Below are 15,822 nucleotides of genomic sequence, written 5' to 3'. Positions count from 1 at the left end.
CCACGGTTGCCACTTACTAACAGTACCACGACCAGCTGCACAAATCTGTAGTCCATACAATATGGTGTATATAGATTGGATATTAGCCAATAATCTGGTTTGATGCTGGAACTAGTGCAAAATGTACGGAAGATATAAGAGCAATCGTATTTATGCGATATATGCTACGCAATCACAAGAGAAACCATGTCAGAGACCACACAGAGCGGCCTCGAGAAGGCACTGGGAAGAAAAGAGATGCTCATTCTGGCGTTCGGCGCGATGATCGGGTGGGGATGGATCATCCTCGCTGGCGATTGGATCAACGACGGGGGACCACTGGGTGCGATCGTCGCGTTCCTCGGCGGCGCGGTCGTCGTCGGCATCGTCGCACTGATTTACAGCGAACTCGCCGCTTCGATGCCGTTAGTCGGGGGTGAACACGTCTACAGTCTTCGGGCGCTCGGGCCGGTCGGTTCGTTCGTCTGTACCTGGGCGATCATCTTCGGGTACGTTACCGTTGCCGCGTTCGAGGCCGTCGCGCTCCCGTCCGCGATGGCGTTCATCATTCCCGGCTTCGATGCCGTCCCGCTCTGGAACGTTGCCGGCGAGCCGGTGTACGCGACCTGGGTCGTCGTCGGCGTACTCGGCACGCTCGGGATTACGTACCTGAACTACATCGGAATCCGGATCGCCGCACAGTTCCAGATAATCATGACCGTCGTTATCGCGTTCGCCGGCGTCGTCCTGATCGCCGGGGCGATTACGAACGGGCAACCGTCGCCGGATAGCTCGTTCGGTGGCGGGACCGCCGGCATCTTCGCCGTCGTGTTGATGACGCCGTTCATGTTCGTTGGCTTCGACGTCATCCCGCAGTCGGCCGAAGAAGCCGACATTCCGGCGCGGACACTGGGGCTGTTGATCGTTCTCTCCGTTGGATTGGCGGCGCTGTTCTATATGGCCGTCATCTGGGGCTCGAGTCGCGCGCTCTCGGGTAGCGCCCTCGTCGGGAGTTCGCTCCCCGCAGCGTCGGCGATGGCCGAGCTGTACAACAGTCCGACCGCCGGCCAAATCATGGCTCTCGCGGGCATCGCGGGGATTCTCACGAGTTGGAACGCGTTCATCATCGGCGGCAGTCGAGCCCTCTTTGCTCTCGCTGAGTCCGGAATGTTGCCAAAGACGCTCTCGAAGGTCCACCCGGAACACAATACCCCGAGCAACGCAATCCTGCTGATCGGCGGTCTGTCCGCGCTCGCACCGTTTTTCGGCCACCAGATGCTCACGTGGATCGTCAACGCGGGCGGACTCGGCATCGTCGTCGCCTGGTTCATCGTCCCCGTCTCGTTCCTGGTCCTGCGCTATCGTGAACCCGACATGGACCGGCCGTACAAAGTCCCGGGGGGATCCGTCGTCGGGATCCTCGGCTTCGTGGCGACGGCGATTTTCATCACACTCTATCTGCCGGGCGGTCAATCGGCACTGCTGTGGCCCTACGAGTGGCTCATCGTCCTCGGATGGTGTGTCCTCGGTCTCGTACTGTACGCACTCTCGGGCGATACGTCGGTCGAAACGGCAGACGAAGTGGTGAGCAGAATAGAGGCACTGGACGATTGACAGCCGGTTCACGACAGACTCGAGACCGCACCCGAACTTCTGTTTCCGTTCGTCTCCGCTATCGTTCTCTGTGTCGATGGCGCGACCGACCGGTCTCGACGTCGTCTTTCATCTCGCTCCCGTCCCCGTCGAAGAGACGATCGAGTTCGCGTTCGAACTCGGCCTCAGTGAGTTCCCCTTCGACGTACTTCGACTGAAGCGAAGCCGGTGTCGACGAGGCGTCTGCAGACGCCTCAGTGCTCGCTGTGTCGGTGCGGTACGCGTCGCTGCCGACCCCGTCGGCCTCATCGTCGCTGCCGAGAAACGAGACGAGTCCGTACGCGGCGAACACGAGGCCGGCGATGACTGCCAGGGTGATGGCCGCCGCGACGACGGTGGCGACGATCGAGAAGACGATCCCGATAATCGTCGCGATTACACTGAGGACGATCACCGCGAGGACGAGGGCGCCGACGCCCTTCAAGAGGAGTGGTCCGAGGCGTGCCATACGTGTTGTTCGGGGTACACGCACAAAAAGTCACCCAGGCTGCCCCAACAGGGGGCTACCGGTTCGAAGACGCAACGACTCGGATCAGGAGCCGTTCGAGTGTGCGTCGTTCGATGCGGCCGCGATCGAGCCGGGCCGTTTCGTGAGACCGATGAGGTAGACGTCGAGGAGACAACTCACCATGATCGCAAGCGGGATCGCGACGTCGACGTAACTGACGGACTCGAACTGGAGCGCGGTCACCAGGAAGGGTTCGCTCAGATCGAACGCGCCCGACAGCGTCCGCGCGGAGAGGAAGGCGAGCGCGAGCACGTAGAGCCCGAACCAGATCGCCCCGCGTTTCCACTCGCCGAGATAGCAGTGTCCCAGTCCGGCGACGAACACCGACAGGGGATAGGCCGGCCAGATCGGTCTCGAGAGGTCACTCATCGGTGGGTCACCCTCGTCGGCCACCCGACAGCCGCGTCGCGCGCTCGAGGCGCTCGAGCGGCGCCGGGTCGGTCGCTCGCTCCTCGGCCGCCGGTGCATCGGTTCCGATCGCATCGGCGAGTGAGGCGATCGCATCGCGAGCGCGCTCGAGGTGGCGTTCGACGAGCGGGTCCACCTCGGCGTCGGCCGTCTCGCGGTTTGCCGTGCCCGACTCTCGAGTCGGCTCGCCGACGAGGGCCTCGACGGCGTCCGATCGGTGGCTGACGGTGGTTTCGACGGCCGTCCATGAGGCGAGTGCGCTCATCAGTGCGTGACTATAGGTTCCGAGCGCCGTCCGTGTTTCGGCCGGCGCGCCGACGACCGCAGCCCCGAGTCGGCCGGCCGTTTTCGCGAGCGTCGCTTCGACGCCGATCACGTCCGGCGTTCGAGACTCGCCACGCTGTTTCGGGCTCGAACTGGACCGGTCTCCGTCGACGTCGATGTCGCCGACGCCGCCCCCGTCTCCGTCCCCTCGAAGACAGCCTCGAGCGAGCGCCGTCGATCCCGACGTCAGCGCGCGGTACAGATCGAGGCGAGTCCGGTCGGAAACGGGGGCGTCGGCGATCATCGTATACGCGCTGGCGTGGAGGTGGTCGCTCGCCAGAATGGCCGTATCGCGGTCGGTCGGCGATTGAATCCGCTCGAGCAGCGGGGGAAGCCAGTCCGATCGAGACGCCGCCAGCGCCGTCGATCCGTCTCGGACAGCAGTATCGGTATCGCCGTCGTCATCGCCAACAACCAGTGCGAGTCGAAGTCGGACGTATCCCTCGAGGAGCGCGGTCGCGCCGGCCACGGGCTCGAGCAGGTGTTCGACGCTGGTCGGACCCGGGCGCGTCGGATCGTCGCGGTCGACGGCCTCGAAACCGACCGTACCGGCGGCCGTACACAGCGCGACGGGAAGCGACCGATCCCACCGCGGAAGCGACGCGGAGGCGACGGTTCGGACCGTCGGTGCAAGCCCGGACAGCGAGTCCGCGATCTGTGCTGGCCGGTCGTCCCGAACGGCGTCGGCGATGTCGTGTCGAGTCATCGAATCACCTCATGCGGATCGCATCCGGCGAACGATGCGCAATCATCCGGAGGACGCTCCGTTTTCGTCCGCGTTCGATTCCGATCCAATTGCTGACTCGTCGTCCTCGAGTAGTCGATCGTCGGCGGGGAACTCGGTGTCGACGTCGGTAGGGAACTCGACGCCCGGTGCGAGCAGGTCCGCAAGTATTCGCTCGGTGGCGCCCGCTTCGACCGTCTCGAGGTATTCGTCGCGATCGAGCGTAACCTGTCGAATCCGCGCGCCGTCGAACGTCGCGAGCAACAGGGCGGCGACCGACTCCGAATCGTGGTCTCGGAACACCTCCTCCTCGATTCCGTCCTCGAGGATGTCCTCGAGGGCTGCGCGGAGCCGATCGTCGCTCTTGCGAAGCTGCTCGCGATAGACGTCGTTGTACGGCGCTTGCGCGCGGAGCTCGAGCAGTGCCGTATGAAAGCCGAGGTGTTCGTCCTCCGGCTCGGAGAGAAACCAGTCGACGAACATCGCGAGGCGCTCGAGCGCCGGCCGGTCGCGCGTCTGCTCGATTCGCGCGTCGAATCCCTCGATCAGGTACTCGACGAAGTCGGCGACGAGCGACTCGAGCGAGTCGTAGTGATAGAACAGCGCGGACTTGCTCCGCTCCGTTCGGTCCGCGATCGCCTGTGCGGTGAGATCGCTGTACCCCTCCTCACAGAGCGCTTCGTACGTCGCGCGCATGATCGCGTCGCGAATGTCGGGACTGGTCACTGACCGAGTAGTCAGCTAGAACGAGCAAAAGTCGTTTCGGTTCGACCGGTCGATCGTCACTCTTCGGTTCGATACCGTCTGATTCCGAACTGGCCGTAGCCGCCGTAGGCGAGTTCGAGCGAGCCGATCCACCAGTTCCAGCGATCGGTCGGCGGCCCCTCGGGGGCGTCCGACAGCTCCTCGACGACGACGTCGTTCGTCAGCGTCGCGCCGACGTCGTCCTCGTACTGGCCGGAGTCGGCGAGGTCGACGGCCTGCCGGACGACGACGCGGGACTGGCCCATCGTGCCGCCGAACTCGTCGCGCAGCCGCACCTCGAGTCGCCCGGGATCGATGAACACGACCGAACGTAGGTCGCCGACCTACTTTACTCTTCGAGCACCAGCGATAGCGGAGCGACTCGAGAAAGACGAGACGATTTCGAACACCCCGATCAGAACGGAGACAGTGGTCGATCGTAGTGGCCGAGAGGACGGCTCGAGCAACGCGAGAGCCGTCCGACCCGGGGGAGGGCAGGCCAGTACCCGTAATTTCACCACGAGTGAGGCCGAAGGCCGAACGAGTGGGCCGACGACCGATGTGAAAGGCGCTCTCGAGCGCCTGACACGGAGGGAGGAGCGCTTTTCATCCAAGTTTTGCCGAGGGCCACCTTCGGTGGCCCGCAGCGCAAAAGTTGGGTCGTGATCGATGTTCTTTTGAGCGACGACGCGCTTTCGTCGGGTATGGCAAGTTTCACTGTCGTCGTCGGCGACCCAGACTCCGGGTCGTCCTACCAGCTCGAGGCGGAAGCACAGGATGCGAACCGATTCATCGGCAAATCGATCGGCGAGGAAGTCGACGGTGGCGCCGTTGGCCTCGACGGCTACACGCTCGAGATCACCGGCGGCTCCGACGACGCCGGCCGCCCGCTCAACTCCGACGTCGCGGGCGCGAACCTGAAGGAAGTCCTGATGCAGGGCCGCCAGACGGGCTACAAGCCGGCCCGCGACGGCGAGCGACGCCGGATCACGGTCCGCGGCAGCGAGGTCTCGGACGCGGTGGCCCAGATCAACGCCTCGATCGTCGAGCGCGGCAGCGCCGACGTCGACGAACTGCTCGGTGAGGGCGACGCCGAGGACGACGAGTAACGACGCCCCGTTTTCATTGTCATGGCAGATCGAATCCCGAGTGACCACCCGTCAGTGCAGACGGTCCGGGCCACGTGTGCGGAGACAGCAACCGGCGTTCGACTCGAGGTGCCGGCCGACGACCGCGAGGCGTTTCCGACCGATGAGGTCGTCCGAATCGTCTGCGACGGTGACGAACTGTTCGGTCGCATCGAGCGAGCGCTGACCGGCGAGGATCGATTCGTTCCGGGCGTCTACGACACGCCGGACGCAGCCCGCGATCCGAGCGGCGCGACCGACCGACTCCTCGAGTGGACCGACGCCCACGACGTCGCGGCGGGCGGATCGGTCCTCATCGACGTCATCGAACCCGAGTTTCTCTACGGACTTCGCGAACCGGGCGAGACGACCTTCTACGACGCTCGAGAGCCGCCAAGCGAGAGCTTGAGCGATATCGCGAAGGATCTCGAAGATCAGTAGCGGGCAAGACACCGGTAACACCTGCGCCGGCTCGAGGCTACGAAGCGGTTCGAGAGCGCCTGTAGTGGCCCCAGACACGAGCCAGTAGCGATGGAGCCGACGGGAACTCGAGTGCGGCTCGTCGTGACTCGTTGTGGTTCGTCGCGACTCGAGACGCGAGCGAGCGACTGTTGGAGAGTCGGTATCTCAGACATGGTCGTTGCTGGCTGATAGCGGGTGCTGGCGGCGATGACGTATTGATCCACGGGCACAAAGAAGTGAACGCAATCTCTCGGTCGTGGCGTGTGACCGACGATAACCGAAGGCGCGATGCCGCGAGTTGTCTCGCGAGCGCTCTCAGAGCCGTGGGAGAAACGCGTACAGCAGGAGACCGAACGCCAGATGCTGGACCATCGTTCGCTCGACGTTCGCTCGAACGTACTCTTCGTCGGCGATGGAGTACTCTTTGGTCCGAACCTTCGCGTGCATCGAGAGCACGTCCTCTTCTTCCAGGTTGTGCAGGCTCGGATAGACGGTGCCCGGGCTGAGCTGGGCGCCGAAGAGATGGGTCAGATCCGACAGGAGCTCCTTTCCGTGCGTCTCCTCGTGCAAGGCAATGAGCATCAGCAGGATCTCGTCCAGATTCTCTTTGATTATCGCCTCGTCGAACTGGACGTTCTCGGTCGGTAGCGCCTCGTTGACCTGTTCCATCAGTTCGTCGAGCTCGCGCTCGATATCCTTGGTCGACTCTGCCGTCGTTCCGAGGGTAATATCGTACGATTCCGACTGTTCGTTCGCAGTCGCCGCCCTCGACAGTTCGTCGAAGACGGACTCTGTATTGGGGGTTTCCTCACGCATTGACGATCACCAGTGGGGGGTTCGTGAAAGGTATCGATACCTGTCGGCCACACACTGCCGACGGAAGACTGATACCAACCACGACTAGTAAGTCCCTGGGACTAACAGATATTAAACAACAGGGAACCGAACAGAACAGTTTTCAATAATTAAAAGCGTTCTAGATTTATAAAATAAAAAGAGAGTTTAGCGGTGACCGAGGCTCCAAACACGATCAACCTCGTAACCACAATTCTTCAACCATATAGGGGCACATAGTTCTTATTCTGAAATATATACGACCCATGGATTCAGTCCGATAAGTGTTATGGCCATCCCCACCAATGAATGATCAGTAGCTCGGTGATTCGTCGCGGATGACGCTCACCATCTCGTCCGGTTCGTCGGACTCCTCTTGATCGTCGATCCGGCGTTCGACTCGCCGTTCTGCCATGCGCGCGATCATAACGTGTTCCTCGAGGTCGTCGCCGCGAATGGTGGCGATGTACTCGAGGCTCTGGGCGTGGGCGCTAAACAGCGTTCCGCTGAGCGATTCGAGGGGATACTCGAGGGAGGTCGGTTCGTCGTAGCGCTTGTTGTGAATCTCGCCGAGCGAGAGGCCGCGGAGATACGAGGTCATCTGCTCGCGGACGAGCGGGCTGATCCAGCCGAGGTCCTCGTAGTAGCGCAGGCAGTTGAGCGCGCCCGTCGTTCCGAACGTTTCGCCGAGAAACCGCGCCCATCGGATGGTCGCGTCGGTTCGTCCGGCTGATCGTTCGAGCGTCTCGAGATACGGTTTCGATCGTGACATGGTGGGGTGACCGGTCTCTCCGGACTATACCGATAGCAGTCGTGGAAGTATCAAGAAGGTTCGTCCGATTACGAGCGGTGAGTCGCTCGCGTTCGCCCCGCCGGAAGGCGGTGGCGCCGGAGACGGGTCACATCACGAAATTGACGACGTACTGCGTGGCCGTCGCGATGATCGCGCCCAGCCAGGTCAGGAGGACGAAGTGGACGAGCGAACTGATCATGTGACCGCGGTCGGTGATCCGGATCATGATCGCCGACAGCATCGCGTTGATCAACACCGTAACGATGAGCAGGTATTCGATGGCGACGATGTTGTACTGCTCGGTGTGCATGAGGCTGTTTGCGACGTTGCCGCCGCTTACACCCGTTCCCTCGCCCGCGGCTTCCTGGCCGAGCTCCATCTCGGTCGTGATATCCATCATGATGTCGACGACCTCGAGGCCGATGAAGAAGGCGAAGACGCTCGCCGCGGTGATGCCGTAGAGGACGCCGAGCAGCGTCGTCGTCGCCTGCTGGCGCTTCTCGCGAACCTTGAGCACCTCGTTTTGGTTCTTGCTGATGACGTTGCCAAGCACCTGCGGATCGCCGCCCATCTGCCGACCGACGACGTACATGTCGCCGAACTTCTGGATGAGGTAGGAGCCGGTTTCGGCGGCGAACAGTCGCCACGAGCGGATGTTGTCGATCCGCATGTTGAGCCGTTTGTACAGGGCGTCGATGTTCGGCGTCAACGCGCCGAAGTCCTTCTTTCGCAGACTCTCCAGTACGCTGCCCGTCGACGTCTGTTTGACGCTCTCGACGGCGCCGAGCGCGCGGATGAAACTCGGGAACTCGCCGTCTCGCACCTTGACGCGCTCTTCTTCCTGTCGCATCTTCCAGCCGGGGTACAACAGCGGCGTCACCGGAATCGCCGCCATGATCGGCAGCGGAATCCGGTCGCTCGCGATCGGCACGTAGCCAAGCAGTGTGACCAGGACGAGCGCCGCGAGAACGATGCTGGCGCCGACACCGATCACGAGCGCTCGAGGGATGCGTGAGAGCGGCCCGGTTCCCGCCGTCTCCTCGATGTACCAGAGCGGGTCGTACGGCGCGACGACGTGGATCGCGTACACGAACCCGATCTGAACGATCGCGAACATGACGATCGTCCCGCCGATGAGCAGCGTCGGACTGACGCCGGTCAGGATCGGCAGGACGATCGCGAACACGAGAACGAACGCGACCGAGAGCATCATCGACATGTACAGCTCTTTCATCACGTCGAGTTTGGCCAGATCCGCCTCGTAGCGCGTGACGAACTGCTGGATGATCGTGTCCTGTTCGTCGATGAGGAACTCGTCGATCTGCTGGCCGCCGCCGACCGTGTACGCCAGTCGCTCGAGGAAGTCCGTCAACAGCGGACTCGTCGTCTGTTTGGCCCGCAGACGGCAGGCGTCGTCGAGGCTCTGATTCCAGGTGTCGACGAGCGCGACGAGGTGGCCCATCTCCTCGGCGATCGCGTCGTACTCGTCTTCCTCGGCGAGGATCCGGAACACCTCCACGCGGTTGATGTTCGTCATCGAGAGGACGGTGATGTGCGTCAGAAAGAGGTGAAACCGCTGGCGCACCTGCTTTCGTTTCCGGTCTCGCAGCAGCTTCGGGTAGATGATGGCGACGCCCATCAACAAGAGTCCAAGGAGCATCACGGGGACGACGACGAACAGCGGGAATCCGATGACGATCACCGCGACCGTCGCGACGACGAAGAAGAGAAACGCCGGCGCAATGGCGAGCAGGAGATACCGTCCCGTCGACATCTCCATCTCCGCGTACGCGCTGTGTAACGACTTGAGCACCGCTCGAGCGCTCATATCGGGCGACGGCGGAGAGTCGGTGTTCGTCGACATGGTCGTAGTGAAGGGAACGCGTTCGTCAGGCGAACTGGTTGATACCGCTGATCCGGATCGGCAATCCTTCGATCCCGTCCCGCTGGAAGTCGGAGATCGCCTTGTTGACCTCGTGGTAGCCGAGCACGTCGGCGTCGATGAGCTGGCGGATGATCTCGGCGCGACGGTCGAGTTCGTCGTAGATCTCTCGCGTGTCCTCGTAGCCGAGCAAGGTCGCGATCTGTTCTTCTAACACGTAGGAGTTGTTGCGGCCCGTGAAGGCGACCTCGTCGTCCCGCGGATCCCACTTGAACGCCTGCCGGGTGACGACCCCGCCCTCGTAGTCGGAGTAGCCTTCGATCTCCTGAACCGAGGTGACCCGACGGAGGACGTCGTCGCCCTGCTTGACCCGATTCTGGAACAGCGCGACGTCGCAGTTGTCCATGAACGTCTCGGGGACGTTGATCGGGTTCCCGGTAAAGCGCTGGATCATCGAGACGATGTCGCTGGCGTGGAACGTCAGCATGACGGGGTGGCCCGTCTGGGCCGCCTGGAACGCCATCTGTCCTTCCGCGCCACGAACCTCACCCACGATGATGTAGTCGGGACGCGAACGCAGCGCGGCCGCGACGAGGTCGAACATGTCGACGTCCGCCGACTCGTCGCCCGATCCCTCGCGCGTGAGCAGTTGCTGCCAGGTGTCGTGGGGCGGAATAACCTCCGCCGTGTCCTCCGCGGTGTAGATCTTTGCATCCCGCGGGATAAACGAGAGGGCGGCGTTCAGCGTCGTCGTCTTCCCCGACGCCGTCTCGCCGACGACGAACACCGTCTGCTCGTTCTCGAGACAGAGCCAGAGGTAGGCCGCCAGCTCCGGGCTGAGGGTTCCCCACTTCGTGATCTGGAAGACCGACAGCGGAATGTCCTCGCCCTGGCGGATCGTCAGCGAGGGGCCCTGGACGGAGACGTCGTCGGAGTAGATGATGTTGATACGCGAGCCGTCGGGCAGCGTCGCGTCGATCACCGGATCGGAGTCGCTGACGGGGGGGTTCATCCGCTCGCCCATGTTGCGCAGCCACTGCTCGAACTCCTCGGGCTCCCCGAAGTCGACGGTCGCCTCGATCATCCCGTAGGTGCCGTGGTCGAGGTAACACTGCTTGGGGCCGATGACGTGAATGTCCTCGTTAGCCGGGTCCGTCATCACGGGCTCGAGCGGACCGAGGCCGACGATGTCGCGCTGGAGCTGATAGCGCAGTCGGTCGAACTGATCCTGCGAGAGCGAGATCTTGCTCGAGCCGAAGGAGGTCAGTCGACCGACCGACTGGCTCGCGATTCCCGAACTCACGGTGACGACGTCGTCGAGCAGTTCGTCGAGGTGGACCTCGAACTCCTCGCTGTCGCCGGGCGCCGGTCGCGTGACGCTCCGGTCGAGGATTCGGCGACGGATCCGATCGTACAGTTCCTGATCTTCCTCCTCGAGGGTGGGCTCGACGCAGTAGTAGGTCGTACTGATCCCCATGTCGCCGTAGACGTGACAGAAGATCGGTTCCTCCGCCTCGTAGATGACGTTCGGCCGGTGGGACTCCCACTCGCTCGAGGGTTCGTCGATGAGCTTCGGATACTCGCCGTACTCCGCGTAGAACCACTCCAGGTGTTGTCGGAGGTGGGGATACTCGTCGGCCAGCGCGTCGAGTTCGGTCTCGAGTCGGTTGGTCCCGAAGTCTGCCATGCGTTATGCCACCGTCCTGCTGACGATCGAGATGCCGCGTCCCTGCTGGACGCTGAAGCCGATGGAGTCGTCGACCGGCGACTTCATGTTCTGGAATCGTCGAACCAGGATGTTCCGGCGGATCTCCTGCCCGACGGTGTTCGTCTCGATCTGGAAATAGATGTCGGCTACGTTCCGCAGCGGGCGCAACGCGTCGTCGCGAACGCTCGTCGGGTCGACCGTCAGGACGACCGTCTTGTCGGCCATCGTCACCTGCCGGAGGAACGTCACTAGCCGCTGAATCACGTGGTCTTCGTTGCCGTCGTCGATGACGGCCTCGTAGTTCGGATCGTTGCGCAACAGCGCCGAGAGGGTGTCGACGAAGACGACGTCGGCCTTCCAGAGCGTCTTCGCGCCGGCGAATCGAGCCAGCAACTGGCGCTTCGTCCCCTCGTCGTGAGTGTCAACGTCGGCGTGGAGGAACAGCAGTTGCTCGTTTAACAGCAAGTCGACGACGTCGTAGGACAGCGAGTCCATCTGCTGGACGAACTCCCAGGACTCGAGTTCGGTCGAGATGTACGTTACGTAGGCGTCTTCGGTCGCCATCCCGTAGGAAAACCGCTGGGAGAGGGCGCTCTTGCCGGCGCCGTCTTCGCCCTCGATGAGGACGACGCTTCCCGTCGGGAAGCCGCCGCCGATGGCGTTGTTCACGCGATCTCGCCCGGTCAGTCCGATGGAGTGGTAGTCAGTCATTGGTGGATGGGACGTAGAATTCGAACGTCTCGTCGTCGCCGTTGGTCAACACGGCGATGCGGTGCTCGGTTCCCGAGTCGAGGTCCGCTCCGTCGAGGCGAATCTCGAGAACCTCGCCGCTGCGCCAGGCCGAGGAGTCCGCGTCGCTGCCGTGGAGTTCGGTCGAGAACTCGCCGTTCGTGCGGTACTCGCCGTTTATCAGAACGTCGAGGTCGCTCCCGTCGCCGGAGAGCGTTCGGTCGCCGGTGTTCTTGACGAGGATCGAGACGGTCCCCTCGCCGTCGTAGACCGCGTCGCTTCCCGGATCGCTGATGATCTCGATGTCGGTGTCGATCTTTTCTCTGACGTCGCCGCTCTGGGTCTCGATCGAGCCGCTGATATCGTTGACGTTCGTCACGAGCGTCCCGGCGACGCCCGCCGCGACGAGCATCGCCGCGATGAACAGGACCAGCGTCGAGACGGACTCACTCGACATCGTCTACCTCCGTCTCGGTTATCGCGAGTCCGTGCTCGGTCACGAGTTTGATTCGATCGGGGTGGTCGTCGGCTGCGACCGTAATCGAGAGCTCCTCGCCGGGCTGCCAGGTCTCGCGGTCCACACTGCCGTCGACGCGCGTGTCGTCGCCGGACAGCGCCGTGTACTGGCCGTCGATCAAGAGATCCGTCGCCGGCACCGACAGCGTCGTCGAACCCGTGTTGGTCGCGGTCACGGTGAGCGTTCCGGACTCGTCGCCGGCCTCGTAGGTCGCCTCCTCGAGGGCAAAATCGGCGTTCCGAAGGTCGAGCATCCGGTCGTCGCGGTCGTCGATCGCGGTCATCCGGTTGTCGTGGGCCGTCTGTACCACCGGGTAGGCGAGTCCGACGGCGATGAGAACGCCGACGAAGATGATCGCGGTCGCGCCACTGGTACTGAATCCCACGTCCGGTCACCTCTCGCGGTCGATCACAGTTCCGGCTCCGGCTCCGGCTCTGCCGTCGGTCCCGGCGCGGTCGCCGATGGCGACGCCGCGTCCGCGCTCCGGTCGGGATCGACTTCCTGTTTCGTCTCGTGAATCTCCTGGAGCTTCATAATGTACGTGTAGCTATCGGCGTGATCCTCGGCAGTTAGTTCTTCGGGTGTCGTGCCCGGATCGACGTGTATGTCGAGGTCGGGACCGCTCAGGACGTGCTCGAGGTGCTCCTTGACGTCGTCGTTGATCCAGCCGATCTCGGCGTAGTAGGAGATCGCCCGCAGCGTCGCGGCCGAGCCGCCCGTCCGAACCAACTGGGTGAGCCACTCGAAGACGATGATGTCCGTCGCGTACGTGTCTGCGAGCCCGGTGAGGGTCACGTCGGTCGAGTCGTCGTCGGTCGTCCCCTCCTCGCCATCGGCCGCGTCGGCGTCCGCCTGCGCTCGAGCGTCGTCGGACGCATCGTCGCTCCCGTCGACGCTCTCGGTCGCCTGCACCTCGACGCGGGTGTCGTCGGCCGCGTCGTCCTCGTCGAACGTGATCGTCTCGCCGCCTTCGGATTGGGCGGCCGCCGCGTCCTCGATCACGCCCTTGAGATCGCTGAACGAGACCGTCTCGTCTTCCTCCGTCGCCTCGACGGCGGCCTGAATGCCGGCGCCGAGTTCGGCGTCGTCCTCGGGGCCGTCCTCGGCGGCCATCTCGTCCTCGCCGAAGACGCCGAAGCCGTTCTGGGCCTCGCCCTCTCCGGTGAACGGGTTCACGTTGTCGGTCACCTGGTCGTACATCCCGACCAGCTGCTGGACGCGTTCGTTGACCTCTTCGACCTGATCGGCGACGTGTTGCTGGGAGTCCTGTACCGATCCCAGCTCCGATTTCTTGTCCTCGAGTTCCTCCTCGAGTTCTTCGATTCGGTAGTGGAGGTCGTCGATGTCGTCGTCGCTCTTCGAGCCCCGGCTGAAGAAGCCACCGCCGCCGCTGCCGTCGTCGTCATCGTCGTCGTCGTCTTCGTCCTCGGCGGCCGCGCTTATCGCGTCGGCGTTCATGTTGAGGCTCGATCCCGACGACTCGTCGCCGTCGGTGCCGTCGCCGAGGTCGGTCTCGGACGCGGCCTCGCCGTCGAACTCGTCGCTGTTCCGTCGCGCCTCGCGGTCGTTCCCGCGTCGGCCGCCGCTGTTCGTGAGGAAATCTTCGATGAGTTCGCGGAAGGTTGCGAGTCCGAAATTCATCGCGTTAGGCACCTACACCGATCCGTCGTTGGCCGGCGCGTTCGTCGGGCTCGCACTCGAGGTCGAAATCGAAGTCGAAATCGCGGTCGCGGTCGAACGAGACGGTGAGACACCCGCCCGTCCCGACACGCGACTCGAGTGCGGACGCCGGCTCGGCTGCGCCGACGAAAACGGGCGGCGCTTCCCCGGGGACACGTCGCAGACTCATGCTACTCCACTGTAGAGAGTAGGGTCCTAAAGGTCTAGCCTCGAGTTCGGTCCGCGTTTCGAACCGTGAGTCGAGTTTCGATACGCCGTCTGAAATGGTACGGAGCTTGATAGTCTAACTATTCATTGTGCCGACCGGGGTGCATCCCCAGATACTGTGATGCCAACGACGTCGCCACACGCCGACCTTCGACGGGACGCAACCGCTGTCCCGTCGCCACGCCCATCGCGGGAGCGACGGGCTCGGCTCGTCGAGTCGGCGGTCGCCGTCCGAGGGGACGGCCATCTCGAGCGTCTCACGCGAACGCGTGACGACGCGGCGCTGGCGACGACGGCACGCAGGGTGTACGCACTATGTTCGAAACTATAACAGACAACGACGAACGCGGTCAGGTGGGTATCGGTACCCTCATCGTGTTTATCGCGATGGTGCTGGTCGCAGCGATCGCGGCAGGTGTACTGATCAATACGGCCGGAGATCTGCAGAGTCAGGCCTCCGATACCGGATCCGAAACGCAGGAGCAGGTTGCGAACCAGATTGAGGTCGTTCACGCGACTGGCAGCGTAGATGACAGTCAGGATACCGCTGTTGTCGACCAACTCAATTTCACACTGATGAAGTCGGCTGGATCGGATGTTATTGACTTGCAATCGATGACGGTCCAGTTCACTGGTGCACACGATGATCTTACACTTGCACACAGTGAATCGGAAAGTGACGCTGACGGTGAATTCACTACTGAAGAAATCGTTGGTGACGAGAACTCACTTACTAACAGTGAAGACAGAGTCAAACTCTCTCTCGATCTTTCGGCTGAAGGCTTAGAGGTTGGTGACGAGGATGGTCTCGAAGGCGGTGAGAGTGCAACTGTACGTCTCGTTGATCAGTCCGGTGCACAGTTCAGCTACGGTGTGAGCGTGCCCTCGACGATCGACGATTACGAAGTTGTGGAGGTCTAATGTATAATGTTCGAAACTATAACAGATAACGACGAACGTGGTCAGGTAGGTATCGGTACTCTCATTGTATTCATTGCAATGGTGCTTGTTGCCGCAATTGCAGCGGGCGTACTGATTAACACAGCTGGAGACCTGCAGAGTCAAGCCTCTGATACTGGTTCCGAAACGCAAGAACAAGTCGCGAATCAGATTGAGGTAGTGCACGCTGTTGGAGAGAAAGACTCACCAGAGGACAACATCAGTGAACTTAACCTAACGGTCATGAAGTCCGCTGGCTCTGATGTCATTGATCTTGAGTCAATGACTGTTCAGTACACGAGCTCGTCTGTTGATGAAACTCTGACATATGATGCCGAGAACAACGAAGCTGATGACAGTGAATTCGCAACGCACAGCGTATACGGAACCAACAGTGGCTCACTGACAAATGCTGAAGACCGCGTCGCAGTTGTAATTGACGTTGATGCTCTGGAAGAAGATGGTCTTGGAGGCGGCGATAGCGCAACGATCCGTCTCGTCGACCAGTCCGGTGCACAGTTCAGCTACGGTGTGAGCGTGCCGTCGACGATCGACGACCGAACGGTTGTCGAAGTCTAACGCGAACCCATAGACTCACAACCCT

The 15,822-nt window shown here is 62.3% G+C and carries 19 protein-coding genes; 5 read left to right on the top strand and 14 right to left on the bottom strand.

The window, feature by feature from the left end:
* The first annotated feature begins 186 nt into the window (after window positions 1-186).
* The gene (locus tag C493_RS14240) at window positions 187-1,593 is read left to right on the top strand and encodes an APC family permease (RefSeq protein WP_049889378.1); all 1,407 of its coding nucleotides are present in this window, start codon (window positions 187-189) and stop codon (window positions 1,591-1,593) included.
* A 58-nt stretch (window positions 1,594-1,651) separates the two neighbouring features.
* Here C493_RS14240 and C493_RS14235 read toward each other — a convergent pair whose 3' ends face one another.
* From C493_RS14235 to C493_RS14215, 5 genes are all read right to left on the bottom strand, one after another.
* The gene (locus C493_RS14235) at window positions 1,652-2,080 is read right to left on the bottom strand and encodes a hypothetical protein (RefSeq protein ID WP_007260157.1); all 429 of its coding nucleotides are present in this window, start codon (window positions 2,078-2,080) and stop codon (window positions 1,652-1,654) included.
* 84 nt (window positions 2,081-2,164) lie between these two features.
* Entirely contained in the window at window positions 2,165-2,509 is a 345-nt protein-coding gene (locus C493_RS14230) for a hypothetical protein (RefSeq protein ID WP_049889385.1), read from the bottom strand.
* 7 nt (window positions 2,510-2,516) lie between these two features.
* A complete protein-coding gene (locus C493_RS14225) occupies window positions 2,517-3,578 on the bottom strand; it encodes a hypothetical protein (RefSeq protein ID WP_007260155.1) in 1,062 nt (353 codons plus the stop codon).
* Between the two features lie 42 nt (window positions 3,579-3,620).
* A complete protein-coding gene (locus tag C493_RS14220) occupies window positions 3,621-4,322 on the bottom strand; it encodes a TetR/AcrR family transcriptional regulator (protein ID WP_007260154.1) in 702 nt (233 codons plus the stop codon).
* 56 nt (window positions 4,323-4,378) lie between these two features.
* Window positions 4,379-4,663 carry a hypothetical protein gene (locus tag C493_RS14215; protein ID WP_007260153.1) on the bottom strand — a complete coding sequence of 95 codons (285 nt, stop codon included), beginning with the start codon at window positions 4,661-4,663 and terminating at the stop codon, window positions 4,379-4,381.
* Between the two features lie 381 nt (window positions 4,664-5,044).
* Here C493_RS14215 and C493_RS14210 point away from each other — a divergent pair, with 381 nt between their 5' ends.
* Window positions 5,045-5,449, top strand: coding sequence for a 30S ribosomal protein S6e (locus tag C493_RS14210; RefSeq protein ID WP_007260152.1), 405 nt, complete (start codon window positions 5,045-5,047; stop codon window positions 5,447-5,449).
* 21 nt (window positions 5,450-5,470) lie between these two features.
* Window positions 5,471-5,908 (top strand): DUF7112 family protein, encoded by a 438-nt coding sequence (locus C493_RS14205; RefSeq protein WP_049889377.1) that lies wholly within the window; start codon window positions 5,471-5,473, stop codon window positions 5,906-5,908.
* 336 nt (window positions 5,909-6,244) lie between these two features.
* On the opposite strand, the gene C493_RS14200 is transcribed toward C493_RS14205, so the two are convergent.
* The 9 genes from C493_RS14200 to C493_RS14160 all read right to left on the bottom strand — a co-directional run bounded on the left by C493_RS14200 (window position 6,245) and on the right by C493_RS14160 (window position 14,241).
* Entirely contained in the window at window positions 6,245-6,745 is a 501-nt protein-coding gene (locus tag C493_RS14200; RefSeq protein ID WP_007260150.1) for a helix-turn-helix transcriptional regulator, read from the bottom strand.
* A 331-nt stretch (window positions 6,746-7,076) separates the two neighbouring features.
* A complete protein-coding gene (locus C493_RS14195; RefSeq protein WP_007260149.1) occupies window positions 7,077-7,535 on the bottom strand; it encodes a FlaD/FlaE family flagellar protein in 459 nt (152 codons plus the stop codon).
* 127 nt (window positions 7,536-7,662) lie between these two features.
* Window positions 7,663-9,420, bottom strand: coding sequence for an archaellar assembly protein FlaJ (flaJ, locus tag C493_RS14190; protein ID WP_007260148.1), 1,758 nt, complete (start codon window positions 9,418-9,420; stop codon window positions 7,663-7,665).
* Window positions 9,421-9,445: 25 nt separating this feature from the next.
* A complete protein-coding gene (locus C493_RS14185; RefSeq protein WP_007260147.1) occupies window positions 9,446-11,125 on the bottom strand; it encodes a type II/IV secretion system ATPase subunit in 1,680 nt (559 codons plus the stop codon).
* Window positions 11,126-11,128: 3 nt separating this feature from the next.
* The gene (locus C493_RS14180) at window positions 11,129-11,857 is read right to left on the bottom strand and encodes an ATPase domain-containing protein (protein ID WP_007260146.1); all 729 of its coding nucleotides are present in this window, start codon (window positions 11,855-11,857) and stop codon (window positions 11,129-11,131) included.
* Window positions 11,850-12,332 (bottom strand): flagellin, encoded by a 483-nt coding sequence (locus tag C493_RS14175; RefSeq protein ID WP_007260145.1) that lies wholly within the window; start codon window positions 12,330-12,332, stop codon window positions 11,850-11,852. Before C493_RS14175 ends, C493_RS14180 begins: the two co-directional genes overlap by 8 nt.
* Window positions 12,322-12,777 (bottom strand): flagellin, encoded by a 456-nt coding sequence (locus tag C493_RS14170; RefSeq protein ID WP_007260144.1) that lies wholly within the window; start codon window positions 12,775-12,777, stop codon window positions 12,322-12,324. Before C493_RS14170 ends, C493_RS14175 begins: the two co-directional genes overlap by 11 nt.
* 23 nt (window positions 12,778-12,800) lie before the next feature.
* Window positions 12,801-14,033, bottom strand: a complete 1,233-nt coding sequence (locus C493_RS14165) for a FlaD/FlaE family flagellar protein (protein ID WP_007260143.1) — start codon at window positions 14,031-14,033, stop codon at window positions 12,801-12,803.
* A 4-nt stretch (window positions 14,034-14,037) separates the two neighbouring features.
* Window positions 14,038-14,241, bottom strand: coding sequence for a hypothetical protein (locus C493_RS14160; RefSeq protein WP_007260142.1), 204 nt, complete (start codon window positions 14,239-14,241; stop codon window positions 14,038-14,040).
* A gap of 353 nt (window positions 14,242-14,594) precedes the next feature.
* Here C493_RS14160 and C493_RS14155 point away from each other — a divergent pair, with 353 nt between their 5' ends.
* Window positions 14,595-15,200, top strand: coding sequence for an archaellin/type IV pilin N-terminal domain-containing protein (locus C493_RS14155; protein WP_007260141.1), 606 nt, complete (start codon window positions 14,595-14,597; stop codon window positions 15,198-15,200).
* A 6-nt stretch (window positions 15,201-15,206) separates the two neighbouring features.
* Window positions 15,207-15,797, top strand: a complete 591-nt coding sequence (locus C493_RS14150; protein ID WP_007260140.1) for an archaellin/type IV pilin N-terminal domain-containing protein — start codon at window positions 15,207-15,209, stop codon at window positions 15,795-15,797.
* Window positions 15,798-15,822 lie beyond the last annotated feature (25 nt).

It is taken from the genome of Natronolimnohabitans innermongolicus JCM 12255 (assembly GCF_000337215.1).
GTDB lineage: Archaea > Halobacteriota > Halobacteria > Halobacteriales > Natrialbaceae > Natronolimnohabitans > Natronolimnohabitans innermongolicus.
This window is presented reverse-complemented; position numbering and strand designations above follow the sequence as displayed.